At 75.6% G+C, this 22,340-nt stretch carries 17 protein-coding genes; 7 read left to right on the top strand and 10 right to left on the bottom strand.

All coding sequences use genetic code 11. The features are described 5' to 3' along the window. Nucleotides 1-4: 4 nt before the first annotated feature. The gene (locus tag ACR9E3_RS08445; protein WP_460379783.1) at nucleotides 5-1,012 is read right to left on the bottom strand and encodes a glycosyltransferase; all 1,008 of its coding nucleotides are present in this window, start codon (nucleotides 1,010-1,012) and stop codon (nucleotides 5-7) included. Between the two features lie 138 nt (nucleotides 1,013-1,150). Here ACR9E3_RS08445 and ACR9E3_RS08440 point away from each other — a divergent pair, with 138 nt between their 5' ends. Beyond that, entirely contained in the window at nucleotides 1,151-3,019 is a 1,869-nt protein-coding gene (locus ACR9E3_RS08440) for a serine/threonine-protein kinase (protein ID WP_460379782.1), read from the top strand. On the opposite strand, the gene ACR9E3_RS08435 is transcribed toward ACR9E3_RS08440, so the two are convergent. Both ACR9E3_RS08435 and ACR9E3_RS08430 read right to left on the bottom strand, forming a co-directional pair. Beyond that, nucleotides 2,994-5,195, bottom strand: a complete 2,202-nt coding sequence (locus tag ACR9E3_RS08435; RefSeq protein WP_460379781.1) for a penicillin acylase family protein — start codon at nucleotides 5,193-5,195, stop codon at nucleotides 2,994-2,996. The genes ACR9E3_RS08440 and ACR9E3_RS08435 overlap by 26 nt on opposite strands. Before the next feature lie 16 nt (nucleotides 5,196-5,211). Next, nucleotides 5,212-6,264: an LLM class flavin-dependent oxidoreductase gene (locus ACR9E3_RS08430; RefSeq protein WP_460379780.1), complete on the bottom strand. Its 1,053-nt coding sequence runs from the start codon at nucleotides 6,262-6,264 to the stop codon at nucleotides 5,212-5,214. Between the two features lie 143 nt (nucleotides 6,265-6,407). Between ACR9E3_RS08430 and ACR9E3_RS08425 the strand changes: the two genes are divergently transcribed. Beyond that, entirely contained in the window at nucleotides 6,408-8,132 is a 1,725-nt protein-coding gene (locus ACR9E3_RS08425; RefSeq protein WP_460379779.1) for an ABC transporter substrate-binding protein, read from the top strand. Nucleotides 8,133-8,161: 29 nt separating this feature from the next. On the opposite strand, the gene ACR9E3_RS08420 is transcribed toward ACR9E3_RS08425, so the two are convergent. From ACR9E3_RS08420 to ACR9E3_RS08405, 4 genes are all read right to left on the bottom strand, one after another. Next, nucleotides 8,162-10,378, bottom strand: a complete 2,217-nt coding sequence (locus ACR9E3_RS08420) for a phosphatase domain-containing protein (protein ID WP_460379778.1) — start codon at nucleotides 10,376-10,378, stop codon at nucleotides 8,162-8,164. Between the two features lie 375 nt (nucleotides 10,379-10,753). After that, the gene (locus ACR9E3_RS08415; RefSeq protein ID WP_460379777.1) at nucleotides 10,754-12,499 is read right to left on the bottom strand and encodes a GGDEF domain-containing protein; all 1,746 of its coding nucleotides are present in this window, start codon (nucleotides 12,497-12,499) and stop codon (nucleotides 10,754-10,756) included. Between the two features lie 116 nt (nucleotides 12,500-12,615). Next, a complete protein-coding gene (locus tag ACR9E3_RS08410) occupies nucleotides 12,616-13,764 on the bottom strand; it encodes a glycoside hydrolase family 27 protein (RefSeq protein WP_460379776.1) in 1,149 nt (382 codons plus the stop codon). 42 nt (nucleotides 13,765-13,806) lie between these two features. Beyond that, a complete protein-coding gene (locus ACR9E3_RS08405; RefSeq protein ID WP_460379775.1) occupies nucleotides 13,807-14,733 on the bottom strand; it encodes a LysR family transcriptional regulator in 927 nt (308 codons plus the stop codon). 99 nt (nucleotides 14,734-14,832) lie between these two features. Here ACR9E3_RS08405 and ACR9E3_RS08400 point away from each other — a divergent pair, with 99 nt between their 5' ends. Next, entirely contained in the window at nucleotides 14,833-17,184 is a 2,352-nt protein-coding gene (locus ACR9E3_RS08400; RefSeq protein ID WP_460379774.1) for an arylsulfatase, read from the top strand. A gap of 6 nt (nucleotides 17,185-17,190) precedes the next feature. Here the strand turns inward: ACR9E3_RS08400 and ACR9E3_RS08395 are convergent, their stop codons facing one another. After that, nucleotides 17,191-17,997 carry a formylglycine-generating enzyme family protein gene (locus ACR9E3_RS08395; RefSeq protein WP_460380065.1) on the bottom strand — a complete coding sequence of 269 codons (807 nt, stop codon included), beginning with the start codon at nucleotides 17,995-17,997 and terminating at the stop codon, nucleotides 17,191-17,193. Between the two features lie 171 nt (nucleotides 17,998-18,168). On the opposite strand from ACR9E3_RS08395, the gene ACR9E3_RS08390 reads away from it, so the two are divergent. Together ACR9E3_RS08390 and ACR9E3_RS08385 are read left to right on the top strand one after the other, a co-directional pair. After that, nucleotides 18,169-18,492 (top strand): putative quinol monooxygenase, encoded by a 324-nt coding sequence (locus tag ACR9E3_RS08390; RefSeq protein ID WP_460379773.1) that lies wholly within the window; start codon nucleotides 18,169-18,171, stop codon nucleotides 18,490-18,492. A gap of 99 nt (nucleotides 18,493-18,591) precedes the next feature. Then, complete coding sequence (locus ACR9E3_RS08385) at nucleotides 18,592-19,305, top strand: hypothetical protein (RefSeq protein ID WP_460379772.1); 714 nt, start codon at nucleotides 18,592-18,594, stop codon at nucleotides 19,303-19,305. Here ACR9E3_RS08385 and ACR9E3_RS08380 read toward each other — a convergent pair. After that, complete coding sequence (locus ACR9E3_RS08380) at nucleotides 19,234-20,172, bottom strand: helix-turn-helix transcriptional regulator (protein ID WP_460379771.1); 939 nt, start codon at nucleotides 20,170-20,172, stop codon at nucleotides 19,234-19,236. The genes ACR9E3_RS08385 and ACR9E3_RS08380 overlap by 72 nt on opposite strands. Nucleotides 20,173-20,235: 63 nt before the next feature. On the opposite strand from ACR9E3_RS08380, the gene ACR9E3_RS08375 reads away from it, so the two are divergent. Together ACR9E3_RS08375 and ACR9E3_RS08370 are read left to right on the top strand one after the other, a co-directional pair. Further along, nucleotides 20,236-20,958: an SDR family NAD(P)-dependent oxidoreductase gene (locus tag ACR9E3_RS08375; protein ID WP_460379770.1), complete on the top strand. Its 723-nt coding sequence runs from the start codon at nucleotides 20,236-20,238 to the stop codon at nucleotides 20,956-20,958. A gap of 18 nt (nucleotides 20,959-20,976) precedes the next feature. Then, nucleotides 20,977-21,849 (top strand): HTD2 family dehydratase, encoded by an 873-nt coding sequence (locus tag ACR9E3_RS08370; RefSeq protein ID WP_460379769.1) that lies wholly within the window; start codon nucleotides 20,977-20,979, stop codon nucleotides 21,847-21,849. Here ACR9E3_RS08370 and ACR9E3_RS08365 read toward each other — a convergent pair. Continuing rightward, on the bottom strand, nucleotides 21,824-22,276 hold the full coding sequence (locus ACR9E3_RS08365) for an ATP-binding protein (protein ID WP_460379768.1): 453 nt from the start codon (nucleotides 22,274-22,276) through the stop codon (nucleotides 21,824-21,826). The genes ACR9E3_RS08370 and ACR9E3_RS08365 overlap by 26 nt on opposite strands. Nucleotides 22,277-22,340 lie beyond the last annotated feature (64 nt).

Genomic DNA, 22,340 nt, shown 5'->3' with positions numbered 1-22,340 from the left:
TCACCTAGTCACTTCGCGCGGTGCGCAGCCACCAGGCGACCACATCGCTCTTCGCGTACCCCGCGCTGCCCGAGGGGTAGGTCTCGGCGACGTCGTGGGACCCGCTGCCCATGGCCCGCACCAGGCCTTCGGCGAGGCTCCCCGGGTCGCCCGGCGTCGTGAGGGTGACCAGCGGGTGGCCGCGCAGGTCGTCGGCGAGCCCCGTTTCCGTCGTCGTCACGACCCGGCAGCCGTGCGCCAGCCCTTCCACCAGCGGCAGCCCGATCTGCTCGCGCCAGCGCGGGCGCCGCACCGACGGCAGGGCGACCACCGCGGCGCGCCGCAGGAGGTCGTGCACGGCGGCGCGGGTCGGCGACGTGATCGACACCCCGGGCGGGACCGCCCGGTCACCGGCGCCCGAGGGATCGGCGACCACGAGCCGCCACCCGCGGTCCGCCGCCCCGCACCGCGTCCAGGCCTCCGTCAGGACCCCGAACCCCTTGCGGTCGCTCGGCGTGCCGAGGAAGAGCACGGTCCGGCCGCGCTCGGCGTCGCCCGGCGCGCACACCGTGCAGGCGCCGAGCCGCGGCGGCAGGACGGCGTGCTCGGTACGGCGCAGCGACCACCCGAACGCCCGCCGGTAGTTCGCCGCCGCGCCGGACGTCCCGAACGCCACGGCGTCCAGGGTCAGCATGGAGGCCCCGACACCGAGCGCGCGCAGCCGGGATCCCAGGCGTTCGTGGGCGTCGAGGTTCTCGATCGCGTAGGTCGCGACCGCCACGTCGCGGCGCAGCACCTTGACCAGCACCACGACGCGCAGGGCCCGGACCCACTCCCCCGCCCACAGCGGCTCGGCGACCTCGAGCAGCGCGAGCTCGGGGTCGCGCAGCGCCGCGAGCAGCCGTCGCCACGTGAAGGGGCGCACGCGCGGGTCCGCGAGCAGGGCGGGGTCGGCGTCGCCGAGCGCCGAGGTGAAGAGCGCCGCCTGCGTCGCGGGCATCTCCTCCACGACCGAGCTGCGCAGGTTCGGCACGATCCGCAGGGTCCGCACCGGCCCGGCTTCCCGCTCCCGGCGTCCCCGTCACCCCGGACGCGGTGGTCACGCTCGCGAAGATCGCCGCGCACGGCTGAGGCTGGGCACCGGCCCCGGTCCTCGGGGACGCTGGAGGCCGTGTCCGCGGAGCTGGGTCCCTACCGCCTGGGCCCGTCGCTGGGCAGCGGCGGGATGGGCGAGGTCCGCCGCGCCTGGGACACGCGGCGCTCCCGCTGGGTCGCGCTGAAGCTGCTGCACCCCCGCTTCGGCGACGACCCGGCCTACCGCGAGCGGTTCCGGCGCGAGGCCGAGGCGGCGGCCGACCTGCGCGAGCCCCACGTCGTCCCGGTGCACGACTTCGGCGAGATCGACGGCCGGCTGTTCCTCGACATGCGCCTCATCGACGGGGTCGGGCTCGACACCCTGCTCCGCGACGGGCCTCTCGCGCCCGCGCGGGCGGTCGGCCTGGTCACCCAGGTCGCCGCTGCCCTCGACGCGGCGCACGCGGCGGGGCTGGTGCACCGCGACGTCAAGCCGTCGAACGTCCTGGTGGGCCGCGGCGACTTCGCCTACCTCGCCGACTTCGGCATCGCCCGCCCCACGGGCTCCGTGACGGCGGCCCACGACGGCACGGTGATCGGGACGCTCCCCTACATGGCGCCCGAACGGCTGCGCGCCGAGCCCGCCGACGCGCGCTCCGACGTGTACTCGCTCGCCTGCCTGCTCCACGAGTGCCTCACGGGCCGGCCGCCGTTCGGCGACGAGGACCCGTCGGCCCTCGTCGGCGCGCACCTGTACCTCTCGCCGCCCACCCTGGTCGACGACGCGATCCCGGCCGCGCTCGGCGAGGTCGTCGCCCAGGGCATGGCGAAGGACCCGGCGGCGCGGCCGCCGTCCGCGGGCGCGTTCGCGGCGGCCGCGTCCGCGGCGCTGCGCCGCCGGCCGACCGCCCGGCTCACCCGCCTCACCACGATCCCGGCCGACGGCCTGGGGCGGGCGCTGCACCGGTGGGCGCCGCCGCTCGTCCGGACCCGGTGGGCCCGCCGCACGCTCGTGGCCGCGCTCGCCGTCGCGCTGATCGTCGGCGGTGTCGTCGCCACCCGTCGCTACGTCGGCGACGGCATCTCCATCGGGATCAGTCCGGTCGCCGTGGCGTTCACCGCCGACGGGCGGGAGGCCTACCTCGCCAACGCCGGGTCCGAGGGCGTCTCCGTGTTCGACACCGGCGCGCGCACCGGGGTCGCCCAGATCCCGCTCGGCGGCCGGACCGTCGGGGCGGCCGCCGACGCCGCGGGCGGGCAGATGGTCGTGACGACCACGGGCCGCCTGGGGCTGGTCGTGGTCGACATGACGACGGCGTCGGTGGTCGCCGCGATCGCCCTCCCTGAGCCGCCGACGGGCGCCCCGGTCGTCGATCCCCGCCACACCACGGCCTTCGTCCCGACGGCCCGCGACACCCTCGTCGTGGACCTGGGCGGCCGCCGCGTCGTCGGCGCCCTCGGGCGCACGGCCACCGGGCTCGCGGTGAGCGCCGACGGCACCCGCCTGCTCGCCGTGGACGAGCGCCGCTCGACCGCCGACGTCATCGACGTCGGCACGCGCCGCCTGCTGACGGCGATCCCCCTCGACGCCCCCGCGCACGTGGTCGTCGCCGCACCGGACGGGGACGCGTTCTACGTCGGCAGCACCGAGCCGCGCCACGCCCTCTCCGTGCTCGACCCCGCGCGCGGCGAGGTCGTGGCCTCGGTGCCGCTGCCCGGACCGGTGACGGCGCTGACGGTCTCGCGGGACGGCCGGCGCGTGTTCCTCGCCCTCGCCGGCGACCCCCCGGTCCTCGCCGCGGTCGATCCGGAGAACCTCGCGAGCGAGGTCGGGTGGTTCGTGGAGCCCTACGCCGACGCCGTCGTCCTCGCCGTGTCCCCGGACCGCCGCGAGGTCTATGTCGCCAACACCGACCTCGGGACGCTGACGATCGACGACGTCACGAAGGAGCCGGGCGCAGGGTGAGCCGGTGCCCGGCGGCCTCCTCGACCGCCGCGCGGGTGTAGACCAGAGGGAACGCCTCGCCGGCGGCCCACCGGTCGAGCAGGTCGGCGTAGTGGGGCGAGCGCGGGTCGCCCGACTGCCCCGGGGCGTTCAGCACGCGACTGCGGTCCCAGTCGCCGACGTCGAGGGCCATCCGGAAGCTGCTGCCCATCACCGCGTTGAACGTGGCGTCGTGCCCGGCGAGCCCGACGGTGTCGCCGCTGCCGGAGCGCGGGACCGGCGGCAGCGACGCGTCCGGGAGCACCGGGTGGCGCAGCTCGGTGCGGTGCAGGGCGCCCCAGGACCAGGTCGCGGGGTCGGGGCCGAGGAGGCCCTCGATCTCGGCCAGCGCGCCGCGCAGGGTGCCGGCGACGCCGTCGGGGAGCGCCGCGGGATCGACGACCTCGAGCATCCGCAGGTCCGGGCGGAGATCCGAGAACAGCGCGTCGTCGCGGACGAGGCGCCCGGCCGCGGCGGGGTCGTGCCCGAGGCGCTCCACGCAGCGCGCGGCCAGCCACGGCCGCCAGTGCCGACGCACCCAGACCTGAAAGAGCAGTGCCGCCCGCGAGCCGGCGTCCTCGACGCCGTCCCAGGCCTGGAGCTCCGCCCACCACGGCCCGGTCATCTCCACGTCGGCCAGCCGATCGAGCAGCGCGCGGCCGTGGGTGTCGAACGCGTCGGTCTGCCACCGCAGGCTCGCGTCGACGTCGACCGCCGTGTCCTCGGCGAGCCACGCCGCGAGGCGCTCGTGGCGGGCGCTCGAGTACCAGTCGACCGTCGCGCCGGACGCGTCGCCGGTGTCCTGGTTCGACGTGGTGAGCGCGCCCGCGGCCGGGTCGATCTCGCCGGGGAGCTCGTCGAGCGGCACGACGCCGGCCCAGGCGAACCGCCCGTCGCCGGGGACGGGCAGCGCCCCGTCCCACCCGGCCCGGCGCGGGACGCGGCCGCACGCCTGCACCCCGATGGCGCCGTCGACGTCGGCGAAGACCTGGTTGACGCCGGGCGCGCCCCACCCGGCCAGGGCGGCGCGGAAGGCGTGCACGTCGGCGGCGTCCTGGTAGGCGAGGCTGGCGAGGTAGGGCGCCATGCCCGGCTCCAGCCACGCGGCGCGCAGGGCGACGAGCACGCGGGCGTCGGTGTCGACGTGCAGCACGGGCCCGTCCCGGGTGAAGGCCAGTTCGTGCACCGCGCCGGCGACACCGGCGTCCTCCTCGACGACCTCGAGGTCCGCCCAGCCCCCGTCGACGCCGTAGCGGCCGTCGTCGGTGGGGTGCAGGGCGTACACGAGCAGGTCCTCGTGGTCGATCGGCCAGATCGTCAGGCCGAAGGCGACCCGCCCGTTGTGGCCGATCGAGATGCCGGGCAGGGCCGGCTCGCCGGCCCCGATCACCGACAGGCCCGGCGCCTCGAGATGGGCGAGGTAGCGCAGCGAGGGCACCGTGATCACGCGGTGGGGGTCGTTGGCCAGCACGGGGCGCCCGGTGGCGGTCCGGTGGCCGGCGACGACCCAGTTGTTGCTGCCGGCGAGGTCGACGGGCTCGAACGCGCGCCGGTAGACCGCGAGGACGTGGTCGCCCAGGTGCTCGAGCACGGCGGGGTCCGGCACGGACAGCGGGCCGTCGGGGCCCCGGACGGCCCGCAGCTCCTCGGCCGCGACGCCGAGGTCGCGCACGGTCAGGGCGCGGGCCAGCTCCTGCTCCACGTTGTAGAACAGCCCGTGAGTACGGATGCGGACGACGTCCTCGGGCGCCCAGCGCTCCGGGGCGTGCCCGAGCGCCGCGAACTCCGGGGGGAGCCGCCCGTCCGGGCCGGCCAGCGCCCAGTCGACGTAGGCGTTCACGCCGGCGACGAAGGCGCCGACGATCTCCCGGGTGCCGTCGGGGTACGCCGCCCACTCGCGGTCCATGTCGCCGCGGTGGAGGAGCAGCCGCCGGGCCCGGTCCTGGTCGAGGTGCTCGGGCCCGAACACCTCGGCCAGGCGGCCCAGGCCCCGGCGCCGCCAGAGATCGATCTGGAAGAGCCGGTCCCGGGCGGCCTGGAACCCCTGGGCGAGGAAGGCGTCGTGTGCCGAGCCCGCGTAGACGTGCGGCACGCCCCACCGGTCGACGATCACCTCGACCGTGCCCTCGAGACCGGCGACCTCGACGTCGTCGGGCATCTCTCTCCCTGCGGGATCAGTCCGCCAGCAGCGGCATGACCTGCTGGCCGAAGCGGTCGATGTCGGTCAGGTAGTCCTGGAAGGTGAACATGACCCCGCTGACGCCGTCCACGTCGGCGATGGCGCGCAGCTGTTCCGCGACGCTCTTCGGGTCACCCTTGATGATCTCCCACAGCATGAAGTTGTCGTTGCCGAGCAGCGTCGCGTGCAGCGAGTTCTCGTCGGCCTCGGAGTTCATCGAGGCGTGCCCGGTCATCGTCTTGACGACCTCGATCTCCTGGCTCTCGCGCCACTTCCCGATGACGTCGTCGCACTCGGCGAGGCTGTCGCGCACGACGCACTGGTAGAGCGGGAACGCCTCCATCGGACGGCCGGCCCTGTCGGACGCGGACTGCACGCGCCCCATCTGCTCGGTGAGCTCGCCGATGTCGAGCTTGCCGCCCATGAACTGGTAGTCGGCGTGCTCGGCGGTGAACTGCATGCCGCGGTCGGACTGGCCCGCGCAGATCACCTTGGGCATGTTCCCGTCGTCGAACCACGGCTCCAGGCGGGCGTCGCGCATGTGGAAGAACTGGCCGTCGAAGTCGGTCTGTCCGGTCTCCCACAGCTCCCGCATCACCTGCATGTACTCGGCGGCGTAGTCGTAGCGGTAGCCGAAGTACTCGTCACCGGGCCACAGGCCCATCGACTCCCACTCCGGCTTCTCCCAGCCGCTGATGATGTTGACGCCGAAGCGGCCGGGACCGGCGATGTCGGCGATCGTCTTGCACTGCTTGGCCGCGTACACCGGCGGCACCGAGAGCAGCGAGATCGACGGGATCAGCATGACCTTGCGCGTGACGGCCGCCAGCGCCGCCATCGTCGTGAAGGAGTCGAGCGCGTAGTTCCAGAAATGGATCTCCCCGTCCATGCCCTTGTACTTGTTGGGGGCGAGCAGGAAGTCGAAGCCGTAGTTCTCGGCCTTGAGCGCGGTCTCCTGCATGAGGAACCAGTCGGGCTTCCACCAGGGGGCCGCGGTCGAGATGACCCAGCCGCCGGACAGGGTCGGGGCGAAGATTCCGAGGCGCATGGCGGGACGGTAGGACCGCGGTCCGCGGCGTGAATCCGTCGAACGACGGACCCCGTGTTGCGGCGGGGAGGCCATCACGTCACGAACGGTCGCCGCGGAACCCGCCGGGGTAATGTCGCGGGACCGGCACGCAGGAGACGACCATGAGCGTCACGCTTCCTCGGGCGGACCCGCCCGGTGGCGCCGCGCTGCGGGTGGACGCCGCCGGCCGGGTCCGCGTGGTGGAGGACGGCGACGCCGACGACGTCCCGCCGGCGCTGCGGCGCCTCGCCGCCGGCGCGCTGCGCGCCGGCGCCGGCGAGCTGCGGGCCCTGCACCTCGACGGGCGCCCGGTCCGGGCGGTCGTGGCGGTCGGGGACGACACCGCGCTCGTCGCCGTCGAGCCGCTCGAGGTCCTGCCCCACGGCCTGAGCCGCCGCGAGCTCGAGGTCCTCACGCTGCTCGTCGCCGGGCTGACGAACGCCGGGGTGGCCGCCCGGCTCGCCATCGGCCCGCGCACCGTCGGGACCCACGTCGACCGCGTGCTCACCAAGCTCGACGTCGCGTCCCGGGGCGCCGCGGCCGCCCGCGCGGTCGACGAGGGCCTCGTGGTGGTCCCCCCGCCCGGCGGGACGGCGGGCTTCGAGCGGATCCGCCTGGGCCGCGCCCTGATCGCCGCCGACCACGCGCCGACCCGCCGTCCCGCGCCCCGCCCCGTCCACCGCCGCCCGCTGCGCATCGGCGCCCTGCTCCCCCTCACCGGGGTCGCCGCCGCCGACGCCCGCGAGATGGAGCAGGGCGCGCGCCTGGCCCTCGACGAGATCAACACGGCGGGCGGGGTCGCCGGTCGCCGCCTCGAGCTCCGCGTCGCCGACGTCGACCCCGAGGACGCCGGCACGGTGGAGCGCGGCTTCGCGGACCTGCTCGCCGACGACGTCGACGTCCTCACCTCGGGCTACCTGGCGCGCCAGGACCTCGCCCACGACCTCGCGGCCGCGGCGGGCGTCCCCTACCTGCACGCCGCCACCTCGGGGCTGATGGAGCAGCGGGCGACGGGCGACCCGGGCCGGTTCGGGCGCGTCTTCCAGGTCTGCCCGAGCGACGTCCACTACGGCCCCCACTTCGTCGACTACGTCAGCGACCTGCGCGACCGCGGTCTCTGGCGACCGACCTCGCGGCGCCTGCTCGTGGTGCGGCAGGCGGTGTGGGACCTCGTCGACCTCGGCCTCGAGCACGCGGCCCGGCGCGCGGACGAGCGCGGCTGGGAGCTGGTCGTCGACGCGCCGCCGGCCGACGGGTGGACGGACGCGGGCGCGCGGGCCGCGGCCGCCGACCCCGCCGCGATCATGGTGGGCAGCTACCTCGTCGACGACCACGTCGCCCTCGTCCGCGGGTTCCGCGCGGCGCCGCACCCGGCGCTGGTCTACGGCATCTACGCGCCGTCGGTGCCCGAGTTCCGGTCCCGGCTCGGGACGCTCGCCGACGGCGTCCTGTGGGCGACGACCACCGGGACCTACCCCGACCGCCTCGGGCTCGCGTTCGCGTCGCGCTACGCCCGCCGCTTCGGCGAGGTCCCGGGCCGCTCGCACGCGGGCATCGCCTACGACCGCGTCCACCTCGTCGCCGGCACCTGGGCCGCCGTCAGCGACTTCCGCGACTTCTCCGCGGTGGCCGACCACCTGCGCCGCACGGTCCACCGGGGCGTCAACGGCGCCTACAGCTTCGACGCCCCCGGGCAGACCGCGCGGACGTGGTCGGGCGACGCCGCGGGCGACCCGTCCCTGGCCCAGGCCCACCTCGTCCACCAGATCCAGCGGGGCCGCCAGCGCGTCGTCAGCCCCACCCCGTACGCGGACAGCGAGTTCGTCGTCCCCACCTGGGCGCAGTAGGTGGCTCAGTAGGCGGCCCAGTAGGTGGCTCAGTAGGTGCGCCGCAGCCGCGCACCCCACGGGCGGCCGTCGGGGTCGAGCACCATCCGGTAGGCCGGGTCGATGATCCACCGGCGCCGCAGCGTCAGCCGGACCTGCTCGTGCCCGGGGACGTGGCGGCGCAGGCGGCCGGGCGGGCGCGGGCCCCGCTCGCCGCCCGCGTGCCACGCGTCGAGGGCGTCGGCGCGGGCCCGCACCGTCGCCGCCGCCCGGTCCGGGTCCAGGAGGAGGGCGTCCTCGGCCTCGGGCACGCCGAGGTGCTCGCGCATCAGCTCGAGGCGCAGGCGGCGGGCGAGGCCCCGGGCGCCGTCGCCGAGCCCGCCGGGGTCCGCGGGCTCCCGCGCGTCGCGCTCGGTGTCGAGGATCGCCGCGGTCAGCTCGGAGTCGTGGGTCCAGGAGCGCGTGTTGAAGTTGTTGCTGCCGACGGTGGCCCAGACGTCGTCGACGATGCAGACCTTCGCGTGGACGTACACAGGGCGCGCGTCGTCGTTCTCGACGTCGAGCACCTGCACCCGGTCGCCCCCCGCGGCGTGCACCATCGCGAGCGCCTCGCCCTGCCCGAGCACCGCGGGGCCCGGGTCCTGGCGCTCGGGGCGCGGGACGACGGCGATGAGGTGCAGCCGGGGGCACCGGTGCAGCGCCGCGGCGAAGACGCGCGCGACGTCGGCCGACCACAGGTACTGGTCCTCCACGTACACCAGACGCTGCGCGCGGCCCAGGGCCTTGATGAACGCGCGGGCGACGCTGCGCTCGCCCCGCGGCGCGAACGGGTGCGGCGGACGCCGGCGCGGATAGGTCCGCAGCACCTGCACCGCGCACGTCCCGGCCGCGGGCGGGTCGGGCGCGGGCGACGGGAGCGCGCGGCCCCGCCGCGGCAGGCCGTGGACGAGGTCCGGGACGACGTGCCACGGCAGGCGCGCGAGCGGCGTCGGCTCCTCCCAGCGCTCGGCGAAGACGTCCTGGAGGTCGCGCACCACCGGCCCGTGCAGCTCGAGCATCGCGTCGTGACGCGGGCTGCGGGTGTACTCGTCGGCGGACGCGTCGGACTGCGGGTCGCCCCGGTGCACGATGTCGTCGCGGGCGCCGAGCACGAGGTCGATGCCGCCGACGTAGGCGACGTCCCCGTCGGCCCCGTGCGTGCCGTCGCGGATGACCACCAGCTTCTGGTGGTGGCTGCCGAGCGCCCGGATCCGCTGGTCGAGCAGCACCTCGCCGCCGGCGCCCAGGAGATCCGCGGCGAGGCGGCGGTTCTGGAGGACGTGGTAGCCGAACGCCTCGAGGTGCGAGCGCCACAGCAGCACCGCGAGCCGGGCTCCGCGACGTGCCGCGGCGGCGAGCGCCTCGGAGACCGTCGGGCCGTCGTCGCCGAGCTGCTGGTCGCCGTCCCCGCGCCAGCCCAGGACGAGCAGGAGGTCCCCCGCGCCGGTCGCGGCCAGGCGCTCGGCGAGGACCGCGTAGTAGGCGCTCCCGTGGACGCGCAGTGCTACCGCGTTGCCCTCGGTCCAGGGCCGCAGCCGCGTCGCCGGGTTGCCGCGCTCGCGCGCGGTGAGGAACCAGTCGTCGACGGCGTGCGCGCCGGCCGCGTGGTCCAGGCCCAGCACGGCGCGCAGCCGCGGCAGCAGCTCCTCGCCGTTCGGCGCTTCCACCAGGGGCGGGTCGTGGTCGACACCGTCGGCGCTGTCGCCCCGGTCGATGTCGTCGACCTCGACGAGGTGACGCATCGCGATCGCGGCGACGCGGCCCGGGTGGTCGCGCGCGAACCCGGCGAACAGGTCCGGATCGTGGCCCGCGTCGTCGCCGACGAGCACCCACGAGGTGTCCGGGCGGCTCGCGGCGAGACGGTCGAGCACGGCCCGCTTGTGGTCGAGCCCCGCGCCCCACCACCAGCCCGAGATCAGGTGCCGCCCGGCCATCAGCGCCGTGCCCGCGGGGTACTCGTCGTGGCGCAGCGCGGCCCGCAGCGGACGGTGCAGCGTGTCCGGAAGGGCGGTCAGGAAGAACACCTCGACGTCGGGCCCGCTCTCGGCGATCACGCGCAGCAGGCGCTGCATGCCCAGCAGCGAGCGGCGGTCGCGCGGGCCGCGGGTCATGAGGATGCGCAGCCGGCCCCACTGCCGCCGCAGCGGGGCGATGCGCAGCACGCCGTCGACGTCGTAGACGACCCCGAGGCGCCGGGTGGAGGACGGGTCCGGTGGCTCCGAGGTCACCGTCAGGAGCCTGGCGTGGCGGCCGGTCCGCGACAAGGAGGACGACAAGGAGGACAAGGAACCGCTGGTCGGAGGCTTGTCCGTGCAGCGAGGAGCGCGTACAACTCACGACAACGGAGCTGCGGTCGGCCACGGCGTGACCGGAGGAGAAGGTCCCGTCCCCCGACGGGCTCCGTGCCCGGGTCCCGGGTACCCACGCGACACCGCCGCGTTCCACGGAGGCAGCCGTGGGTCTGCGTCAGCGGCCGACTGTCGGTCCCTGACGCCGAGACCGCGACCACGGCGTCAGGTGCACGCCTGGTAGCCCGACCTTCCCGGGCGCCCGGACGCCCGTCCCCGGCTTGCTCCCGGGGACGGGCGCCCGGGACCACGCTCCTACTCGGCGCGGTGGACGCGGTTGCGGCCGGCGTTCTTCGCCGAGTACAGCGCCCGGTCGGCCTCGCTGAGCAGGCCCTCGCCGTCCCCGGCGTGCTCGGGCAGCCCCGCGACGCCGAACGACGCGGTGACCAGCTGCTTGTCCCCGCGCCGGAAATCGGCCTCGACCCGGAGGCGCAGGCGCTCGGCGAGCTTCTCGGCGTCGTCGGGGCCGCCGCGCGGGAGCAGGATGGCGAACTCCTCGCCGCCGTAGCGATAGGCGGTCTCGCCGTCGCGCATCGCCGTGCGCAGGGTCGTGGCGACCTCCTGGAGCACCACGTCGCCCTGCTGGTGGCCGTAGCGGTCGTTGAGCTCCTTGAAGTGGTCGAGATCGACCATGATCACCGCCATCGGCGACGCCTGGGCCCGCGCGGCCGCGACCGCCGACGCCAGGTCGGCACCGAGCCGACGGCGGTTGGCGAGCTGGGTCAGTGGGTCGAACTGCGAGAGTCGCTCGGCCGCGGCGTGCAGCCGGCTGGCCTCGATGGCCGACCCGGACAGGGTCGCCAGCATCTCCACGGTCGACAGCCGTTGGCCCTCGACCTCGCCCTCGGGCGAGTCGTGGCACTCCAGCACCCCGATGACCCGCGCCCCGACCACGAGCGGGACCGCGACCGCCGCGTCCTCCTCGACGCCGGGGTCGCCGCGCGAGATCTGCCCGTAGCGCGCCGAGCGACCCACGACGCCGTCCCCCAGCCTGCAGCGGGCCTCCATCGGGGCCACGGCGCCGCGGTCGGAGTCGTACACCAGCTCGAGGCCGGCCCCGTCGTCGTCGAGCAGCCACAGCAGCACCCGCCCGTCGGCGACCGCCACCGCGGCCTGCACCGTCGAGTCCACGACGTGCCGGATGTCGAGGCTGCCCGCGATCTCGCGGGTCATGATCAGGATGGTGCGCAGCCGGTCGGTCTGCGCCTGCAGCCGCTCGGCCTGCACCGCGGTCTCCTCGCGCTGGCGCGCCAGCGCCACCGTCATGTCCGCCAGCCCGTCGCGCAGCGCCACCAGCTCCGCCGACCCGTCGACGGGGTGCGGCGGCTCGAGGCGGCCCTCGCCGATCCCGCGGACCGAGGCCAGCAGCCCGTCGACCGGCGCGACGACGTGGGCGAGCAGCCGGCGCCGCCCGCGCAGCGCGACCGCCAGCGCGGCGACGGCGATGAGCGCGGTGACGACGACGAGCGTGCGCTGCAGGGTCCGCATCGCCCGGTCGGTCGTCGCGATCTCCTCCAGCACCGCCGCCCGGGTCGCCGCGCTCGCCGCGCGGTAGTTCTGCATCATCACGTCGCCGCGGGCGAGGAAGGCCGGCACGTCCTCGGCCGGGACGCCGGAGAGCTCGCCGACCCAGCCGGTCTGCCACTGGCGCTGCGCGGCCACCAGGTCGAGGACGTGCGGGAACACCTCGGGCATGTCCAGGGTCGCGACCATCGTCGTCTCGGCCGTGGCGATCTCCGGGGCCAGCTCGTTCGCGCGGTCGAGGAAGTAGGGATCGCGCGTGGCGAGATAGGCGCGCAACGACGAGTCGGTGGAGAGCACCGCGTTCTGCGTGTCCTCGTAGGCGAGCAGGCCCGTCCGCAGGTCGTCGCTCGCCGGGACCGTGACCAGCGCCGAGTAGGCGAGCCGGCCGACCGAGATGGCGACGATGAGGAACGCGGCGACCCAGACGATCGTGCCGAGGCGCTGCACCTCGGTGACCAACCGCAACGGTCGCGCCACGACCACCTCCCGGGGACCCGCCTCCCGGCGTCCCAGCACCCACGGGGGTCATCGGCCCGGTCGGATCAGGACGTTACCGACACCCGGACGTCCGGTCGACGTCGCGCCTGTGACCATCACGAACCCGCGACCGTCCGGACCAGGACGGTCGCGTGGGCGGCGAGGGATCCGCCGGGGACCACGGCGGCGCCGGTGAGCAGGTCGGTGCCGGCCACGTCGGCGGGGACGGTCGCCGGCTGGTCGTCGAGCGCGGTCACCGACACGGCGACGCTCCCGTCGGCCAGGGGACGCCGCAGGACGAGGCGGCCGTCCCCGGTGTCGGGGTCGGCACGGGCCGGGGCGGCGAGCGAGTCCTGGTCGATCGCGACGACCGCCCGGTTCCCGAGCAGCGCCAGCACGTCCGGGCGGGCGGAGGGCAGGTCGGTCCCGATCACCAGCGGCGCGGCCAGCATCGCCCAGAGCCCGACCTGGCTGCGCTCCTCGTCGCCGGTGAGCCCGCCGTCGCCGACCTCGAGCATGTCCGGGTCGTTCCACGCGCCGGGCGCCTGGAAGCCGGTCAGGGCGACGGTGCGCCGGGCGTTGTCGGCGACGCCCGCCCAGGTGTCGGTGACGTCGGGGGTGGTGCGCCACTGCGTGGCGGTGCCGCGCGCCCAGAGCCACGGTCGCGAGTTCCCCTTGTCGCAGACCACGAGGGTGATCGGGCGGCCGGTGGCGGCGAGGGCGCGCGCCATCACGGTGTAGCGGGCGATCGCGTCGGTGCCGGCGGTGGAGCAGTCGTCGTCCTTGACGAGGTCCACGCCCCACGCGGCGAACGTCGAGGCGTCCGCGGTCTCGTGGCCGAGCGAGCCGGGGAACCCCGCGGCGTCGCAGGTAGCGGTCCCCGCGCTCGTGTAGACGCCCAGGCGCAGGCCCCGGGCGTGGACGAAGTCCGCCAGCGCGGCGATGCCGTGGGGGAAGCGGGCGGGGTCGGGCACGAGCCGGCCGGCGGCGTCCCGCTCCGGCGCGGCCCAGCAGTCGTCGAGGTCGACGTCGCGGTAGCCGGCGTCGCGCAGCCCGGTGCGCACGAGCGCGTCCGCCTGGGCCCGCACCCAGGCCTCGTCGAACCCCGCCGAGCACCCGACGGCGTTCCAGCTGTCCAGGCCCATCGGCGGGGTGGGGGCGGCCACGGTGGGCACGGGTCCGCCCGGCGCCGAGGCCGCCGTGACCAGCGCGAGCGCCGCCGCGCCGAGCAGCACGACGGCGCGGGTGCGGAGGCCGGGGAGCATCCCGGCGATCGTTCCCGACGCCGATGAGCACAGCCTGTGTGCTCACGCCGCCGGGGCGAGCCCCCGGGTCACGGCGGCGCGCCCGAACGCCTCGAGGACGGCCCGGGCGGTCGGCCGCTCGCCGGTGTGGGGCAGGTGGACGGCGACGATCGTGCGCGACAGGGGGCGGGCGAGCGGGACGATCTCGACGCCGGTGGGCGGGCAGAAGATCCGGCCCAGGTCGCTGACGAGCGTGACGCCGAGACCGGCCGCGACCAGGGCCGCGGCGGTGGCCGAGCTGTCGGCGCGGTGCCGCACGCGCGGGTCGAAGCCGGCGCGCCGGCAGGCGGTGCGGACGGCGCGGCCCCAGTAGGTCTCCGGTCCGGAGAGGATCCAGTCCTCGTCCGCGAGCGCGCCGAGGTCCACGCCGGGGTGGTGGGCGGTCCCGGCCGGCGCCGCGAGGTGGGTCTCGTCGCGGCCGAGCGGGACGACGGTGAGGTCGGTGCGCCAGGGCTCCGGGGCGTCCGGGTAGTCGAGCAGCAGGGCCAGGTCGAGGTGGCCGTGCCGCACGTCGGTGGCGACGTCCTCGGTGTCGGCCTCGACGCTGTCGACGACGATCCCCGGGTGCCGGGCGGCGAGGTCGTCGACCACCGCGGGGACGAGCGCGGCCGCCGCGGCGGGGAACACCCCGACCGTCAGGCGCGCGGACAGGCTCTGCCGCGCGCCCTCCACCGCGGCGCACGCCCGCTGCTCGGCGGCGAGCAGCACCTCGGCGTGCTCGACGAGCACCCGCCCGACCTCGGTGAGGCGCACCCCGCGCCCGACCCGCTCGAGGACCGGGGCGCCGACCTCGGCCGCGAGCGCTTCGAGCTGCTGGGACACCGCCGAGGGTGAGAAGTGCAACGAGCCCGCCGCGGCGTTGACCCCGCCCCGGCGTGCGACCTCCCGTAGCGTCCGCAGCCGGCGCAGGGAGAGCTCCATGAAGCTCATCCAAACACCGGTGTGCGGGAATGTGCGCTGGATCCGAACGTTCGCGCGGGCGAAGCTGATCGACGAAACGTCGAGGAGAGAGGACGGTGGGACCTCGAGATGGGCGGGTTCACCGGTGGTCGTCACGTGCTGCCCGAGCCGGAGCGGCCGCCGGAGGCGGTCACCGCGTTCGGGATCGACGAGCAGACCGAGCCGTTCGCGCCGGTGCGGCCCACGGCGGCGCCCGACGGCGCGCCGAACGTGGTCGTCGTCGTCCTCGACGACCTCGGCTTCGGCAGCTCCAGCGCCTTCGGCGGGCCGTGCCCGATGCCGACCGCCGACCGCCTCGCCGCCGACGGCCTGCGCTACACGCGCTTCCACGTCACGGCGCTCTGCTCTCCCACCCGCCAGGCGCTGATGACCGGCCGCAACCACCACTCGGTCGGCATGGGCGGCACCACCGAGATGGCCACCTCGGCGCCCGGCTACACCGGCTTCCGGCCGCGCAGCGCGGCCACGATGGCCCGCACGCTGCAGGCCAACGGCTACAGCACCGCCGCGTTCGGCAAGTGGCACCAGACCCCGCCCTCGGAGATCAGCCCGGTCGGCCCGTTCGACCGCTGGCCCACCGGCGAGGGCTTCGACCACTTCTACGGCTTCATGGCCTGCGAGATGAACCACTGGTACCCGCTGCTGTTCGAGGGCACCACGCCGGTCGAGCCGACCCGGCGGCCGGAGGAGGGCTACCACCTCTCCGAGGACCTGGTCGACCACGCCGTCGACTGGGTCCGCACCCAGCGCACGATGACGCCCGACCGCCCGTTCTTCACCTACCTCGCCTTCGGCGCCTCGCACGCGCCCCTGCACGTCGCCCCGGCGTGGCAGCAGCGCCACCGCGGCCGGTTCGACCACGGGTGGGACCGCCAGCGCGAGCTGACCCTGGATCGACAGAAGGAGCTGGGGGTGGTGCCCGCGACGGCGGAGCTCGCGCCCTGGGCCGAGGGCGTGCCGCACTGGGACGAGCTCGACGACGACCAGCGCGCGCTCGGGGCGCGGTTCATGGAGACCTTCGCCGGCTTCACCGAGCACGCCGACACCCAGCTCGGACGGTTCGTGACCGAGCTGGAGGAGCTCGGTGAGCTCGACGACACGCTGTTCGTCTACCTCATCGGCGACAACGGTGCGTCGGGCGAGGGCGGCCTGGAGGGCACCCTCGTCGAGCACCGCCTCGGGCACGGCCTCGTCGACGACCCGGCGCAGATGATCGGGAGCATCGACGACATCGGCGGGCCCGACAGCTACCCGATCGGGCCGGTCGGGTGGGCGCTCGCGATGAACACGCCCTACCAGTGGACCAAGCAGGTGGCCTCCCACTTCGGCGGCACCCGGGACGGCCTGGTGGTGCACTGGCCGCGCGGCATCACCGACCGCGGCGGCCTGCGCCACCAGTTCCACCACGTCATCGACGTCCTGCCGACCGTGCTCGAGTGCGCCGGGCTCCCGGAGCCGGTCTCGGTCGACGGGGTCAGCCAGCAGCCGATCGAGGGCACCAGCATGCGCTACACCTTCGACGCTCCCGACGCCGACGACCGGCGGCGCACCCAGTACTTCGAGATGTGCGGCAACCGCGGCATCTACCACGAGGGCTGGACCGCGGTGACCCGTCACGGCGTCCCCTGGGAGATGGTGCCGACGGCCGGGCGGTCCTTCCGCGACGACGTCTGGGAGCTCTACGATACGACCACCGACTGGAGCCAGGCCCACGACGTCGCCGCCCAGCACCCCGAGCGGCTCGCGTCGCTCCAGGAGCTCTTCCTCGGCGAGGCCGCGAAGTACCGGGTGCTCCCGCTCGACGACCGGGTCACCGAGCGGGAGAACCCGAAGCTCGCGGGACGGCTCGACCTCGTCGGCGACCGCCGCAGCGTGACCTACCACGGCCGGACGCGGCGCCTGATCGAGGAGACGGTGCCCAACGTCAAGAACCGATCGCACGCGGTGGTCGCCGACGTCGACACCGACGGCACGCTCACCGACGGCGTCATCGTCGCCCAGGGCGGGCGCTTCGGCGGCTGGGCGCTCTACTGCCTCGGCGGGCGCGCGTGCTACGTCTACAACTACTTCGGGCTGGCGGTGCACACGCTGCGCGCGGAGGATCCGATGCCGGCGGGGCGCCACGAGGTCCGGGTCGACTTCGCCTACGACGGCGGCGGCGTGGGACGCGGCGGGAGCGTCGTGCTGTCGGTGGACGACGCGAAGGTGGCGACCGGCGTCGTCGACGCCACGGTCCCGTACTACTTCTCGTTCGACGAGACCCTCGACGTCGGCGTCGACCTCGGGACACCGGTGAGCACCGACTACCCCCGCACCGGCAACGCGTTCACCGGCACGGTCCACACGGTGCGCATCGAGCTGCGCGACGACGCCGCGCCGGACGACGGGGGCGTCTACCGCCGGGTCATGTCCGCGCAGTGACGCGCGTCAGCTCGCACACCGGAAGCCGAGGTTGCCCGAGCTGGACTCGGGGGTGTTCGACGACCGCGCCGCCACCCGGTAGCGGTAGCAGTACGAGTCGTGGCAGAGGTACGACCCGCCGCGCATGACCCGGCTCTCCCCCGCGTCCGGCCCGGTCGGGTCGACCGGCGCCGCGTGCGCGTACGCGTCGGGGGCGAACCGGTCGGCGCACCACTCCCAGACGTTGCCGGCCATCTGCCACAGACCGTGGCCGTTCGGGCGGAACGTCTTCACCGGCGCGGTGGTGAGGAAGCCGTCCTCGGCGGTGTTGTGGGTGGGGAAGCGGCCCTGCCAGATGTTGAGCGGCCACCGCTTCCCTGGGCGCAGCTCGTCGCCCCAGGGGAAGCGCGCGCCGTCGAGGCCGCCGCGGGCGGCGTACTCCCACTCGGCCTCGGTCGGCAGCCGCTTGCCCGCCCAGGTGGCGTAGGCCTGCGCGTCGTGCCACGACACGTGCACCACCGGGTGGTTGGCGCGGTCGCCGACCGACGAGCCGGGGCCCTCGGGCCGCCGCCAGCAGGCGTCGCGCACCGCGAGCCACCAGCCGGCGCCCTCGACGCTCGACAGCACGTCGGACCGGTCGCCGGCGAAGGCGAGGTGGAACACCGCCGAGGAGCCCCACCGCTCGGCGTCGGTGACGTAGCCGGTGTCCTTGGCGAACGTCGCGAACGCGGCGTTCGTGACCGTCGTGGCGTCCAGCCCGAACGGCGAGAGCGTCACGTCGTGGACGAGGTGCTCGCCGTCCGCGGTGTAGCCCTCGCCGAAGTGGTCGCCCATCGCGAAGCGGCCGCCGGGCAGGGCGACCTGTCCGCGCGGGCGTGACGCCGTACCCCGTCCGTGCACCCCACGACCCTACGGCCGCCACCGTTTGCACCTCGGACGCCGATCTTGACGGTCGGTGGTCCGCGTCACGACGATGAGCGCCGCCGTCGTCGAAGGAGCGCAGCCGTGATCGTGATCAACATCGTCATGCAGATCCGTCCCGACAAGATGGACGAGTGGCTGGCGCTGGCCGACTCCTACGCGAAGGACGTGAACGCCGAGGAGGGCTGCCTGCTGTTCAAGTTCTCCCGCAGCCTCACCGACGAGAACGAGTTCGTCTGCATCGAGAACTTCCGGGACGCCGAGGCCGGGGCGACCCACGTCGCGCAGCCGCACGTGAAGGAGTTCTTCGAGAAGGCCCCGTACGTGGTGTCGGCGCAGCCGCAGATCCTCTACATCGACACGCCGCACGACGGCTTCGGACCGATGGGCGAGATCCAGCCGCGCTGAGCCCGGCCACGCAGCGAAGCCGCCGTTCGTCCTGCCGTCACCGCCCGGCCGCCGTAGGCTCCCCGCGAGGGGCGCGCTCGGCGTCCGGGGGTGATCGCCGTGTCCACGTCCAGCGAGCCGATCGGGTCCGATCGGCTGTTCGACCCGGTGTTCACCGACCCGCCGGACGACGCGGTCGACGTGGTGGTGCCGGCGCCGCTGTCGCTCGCGGTCTGGATGGACTCCCTGCAGCACACGGGCCACGCGGGCGTGCTGGCGGCGTTGCGCGAGTTCTACGCGCGCGAGGCGGCGACCTGCGCGCGCCGGGTGCAGCACCACGGCGGATCGGTGCTCACCGCGGACGGCTCCGAGCCCGGCCACCTGGCGATCACCCACGTCGTCGACGAGCGGGTGCCCGGGGTCGCGGGCCTGCGGCCGCACGTCCACGTCTACGTCGGGGCCACCGGGCGGGCGGCGTCCGGCTCGGGTCGCGCCCCGGTCGACCTCGACCTGCTCACGGCGCGGGCCGACGAGCTGTACTTCGAGCACCGCGACCGGCTCGCGACGGCGACGACCGATGGCTGGGGGCTGGTCTGGGGCCACGCCACCCCGCGGTCGCCGCGGGAGATCGTCGAGCCGGCGTGGCCCGGCCTCAAGGCGGACGACCTGCTCCAGGGCGGCGAGCCGTTCTGCCCGGGCCCGTGGTCGCGGCGCCAGGTCGTGGCCGGGGAGCAGCACCTGCGGGAGGCCGGCGCGGAGCTGCTATCCGCCGGTGGCGGCGGCGTCGAGGCGCCGGGCGAGCGCGCGGACGTGGTCGCGCAACGCCGCCGGTGACTCGACCACGAACGGCGCGTCGAGGGACGCGAGCACGGACGGCACCCAGTCGAGGCGCTCGGCGCGCAGCCGGACGCGGACCTCGCCGTCCAGCTCCTCGACCACCGCGAGACCGGTCGGGAGCCGGCGCGCGACCGTCGCGGCGTCGGTCTGCACGCGCACCGACACCTCGTGCTCCCGCGGTACCTCGGCGAGCCCGGTGAGCACCCGCCGGGCGGGGTCGAAGCCCTCGGGGACGTCGAACCGGCCCGTCCCCGGCCTCGCGCGCTCGATGCGGTCGAGGCGGAACGTGCGGACGTCGCCGTGCGCCGGGTCGGCCGCGGTGAGGTACCACCGCCCGGAGTGCGTCACGACGCCGTAGGGGTGCACAGTGCGCTCGCCGCGGCCGGCGTAGGCGATGACGAGCGGCCGGTGCTCGCGCGCCGCGTCGGCGACGGCGAGCAGCACCGCCGTCTCGGGGCTCGTGGCGTCCCGCGCGGGCTCGGTGAGGGCCAGGGTCCCGAGCAGCGCGTCGAGCCGCTCCCCGAGCGCCCGGGGCAGGACCCGGCGCACCTTGACCGTGGCGCTCTGCGCGGCCTCGGTGACCATCCCCGTCCGGCGGCCCGCGGCCAGCCCGACCGCGATCGCGACGGCCTCGGTGTCGGTGAGCATCAGCGGCGGCATCCGGAACCCGGGCGCGAGCCGGTAGCCGCCGTAGCGGCCCCGGACGCCCTCGACGGGGACCTCGAGGTCCTGGAGGTGCTCGACGTAGCGACGCACGGTGCGCTCGTCCACGGCCAGGCGCTCCGCGAGCGCACCGACCGTGTGCACGCCGCCGGTCTGCAGGATCTCGAGCAGCGCGAGCACGCGGGCCGTGGGGCGGGTCACATCGCGCGATTCTGCCGGAGATACCGGGCGGAGATCGCCCGGTATCGCTCCTAGCGTCCGGCCATGACTTCTTCTGCTCTCGTCACCGGCGCCACCAGCGGGATCGGCCGGGAGGTCGCCCTCGGGCTGGCCGCCACCGGCGTCCACGTGCTCGTCCACGGCCGTGACGCCGCCCGCGGCGCCGGCACCGTCGACGCGGTCCGGGCCGCCGGCGGGTCCGCCGAGTTCGTCGCGGCCGACCTCGCCGACGCGGCGTCCGTCCGCGACCTGGCCGCCGCGGCCGCCGGCGTCGACGTGCTGGTCAACAACGCCGGGATGTACCCGTCCGACGGGCTGACGCCGCAGGTCACCGACGACGACCTCGCCGCTGTCTTCGCGGTCAACGTCGCCGCGCCCCACCGCCTGGTCGCGGCGCTCGCCCCCGCGATGGCGGCGCGGGGCGGCGGCGCCGTGGTCAACGTGCTGTCGATGGCGGCGCAGCGCGGCATGCCCGGGATCGGGCTCTACGGGGCGTCGAAGGCGGCCCTCGGGTCGCTCACCCGGGCCTGGGCCGCGGAGTTCGGGCCGGCCGGGGTGCGGGTGACCGCGGTCAGCCCCGGACCCACGCGCACCGAGGGCACGGAGCGGTTCGGGCCCGCGCTCGACGGGATGGCCGCCGCGGCTCCCGCCGGCCGGCCCGCGACGCCCGCGGAGATCGCGGCCGCGGTGGTCTTCCTCGCCGGGCCCGCGGCGTCGTTCGTCCACGGGGCGGTGCTCCCGGTCGACGGCGGGCGGACGGCGGTCTGACCGGGAACAGTGGCCTCCGTGACCGACCTCGCGAGCGCCACCGCCGGCTGGGCCCCGGAGCCGACGACCACGACCGGCACCACCACCGCGTGGACGGTCGCGGCGGTGTCCGGGCTGTTCGACCTCGACCCGGTCGCCGCCGAGGGCGACCCGTTGCCGCCGATGTGGCACTGGTTCGGGTTCCTCGCACACCCGCGCCAGGACGAGCTGGGCGACGACGGCCATCCCGCGGCCGGCCACTTCCTGCCGCCGATCCCCGACCGCCGCCGCATGATCGCGGGCGGGCGGCTGCGGGTGGCGAGCCCGATGCGGGTGGGCGAGCCGCTGACCCGGCGCTCCTCCCTGACCCGCGCGGAGGTCAAGCACGGCCGTAGCGGGGAGATGCTGCTGGTGACGGTGCGGGACGAGTACGCGCGCGACGGGGGCGACGTCGTCGTCAGCGAGGAGTCCGACATCGTCTACCGGTCGCAGACCCCCGGGCAGGCGCGGGGCATCGGATCTCCGGAGGCGGCCACGGAGTCCTCGCCGTCCCCCGAGGCCGTCGCCCTCGTCCCCGACGCGACGCTGCTCTTCCGCTTCTCGGCGCTGACGTACAACACGCACCGCATCCACTACGACGAGCCCTACGTCACGGGCGTCGAGGGCTACCCCGGCCTCGTCGTGCACGGGCCGCTGCTCGCGCTGATGCTGCTCGAGATCCCGCGGCGGCACCGCCCCGACCGGAGCGTCACCGCGTTCGACTACCGCCTCTCCCGGCCCGCCTTCGCCGGGTCTCGCCTCGTCGCCGACCACGACGCGTCATCCGGCGGCTCTCGCAGCTCCGACGAGCTGGGCGTCACGGCGGGCGTGCCCGGCGCCCCGTCGATCAGCGGGACGATCCGCCTGGGCTGACGGACCGGTCCACGTGGCGGGTGAGGGCGACGAGGGTGCCGTCGGGCCCTGCGCGGACGTCGACGTCGTCGGCCAGCGCCCGCATCATCCCGAGTCCGCGGCCCCGGTCGCCGGGGTCGGTGGGCGGGTCCTGCCAGACCCCGTCGTCGACGATCGTGATCACCAGGGCACCGTCGACGATGTGGGCGCCGAGCGTCATGACGCCCGCCTCCCGGTCGACGAAGGCGTGGTCGCAGCAGTTCTCCAGCGCCTCGGACGCCGCCATCACGAGGTCGTCCACGACGTCCTCGTCGAGGTGGTCGCCGGCGAGCCACTCGGTCAGCCGACGACGGAGCAGCCGGACGTTGCCGTTGTCCGCGGGGGTGCGGACCCACAGCGGGTCGGGCCAGTGGGCGACGTCGGTGTCGCCGGTCCTCGGTGTCGGCATGATGCCCGGGGGGTGCCCGCGCGTCCGGGTCGGCCAACCCGCGCGGTGATCGGTGCGCTCGTCG

The organism is Actinomycetospora sp. C-140, assembly GCF_054796175.1.
Note: the sequence above shows the minus strand (reverse complement) of the source record. Positions and strands in the feature narration are given on the sequence as shown.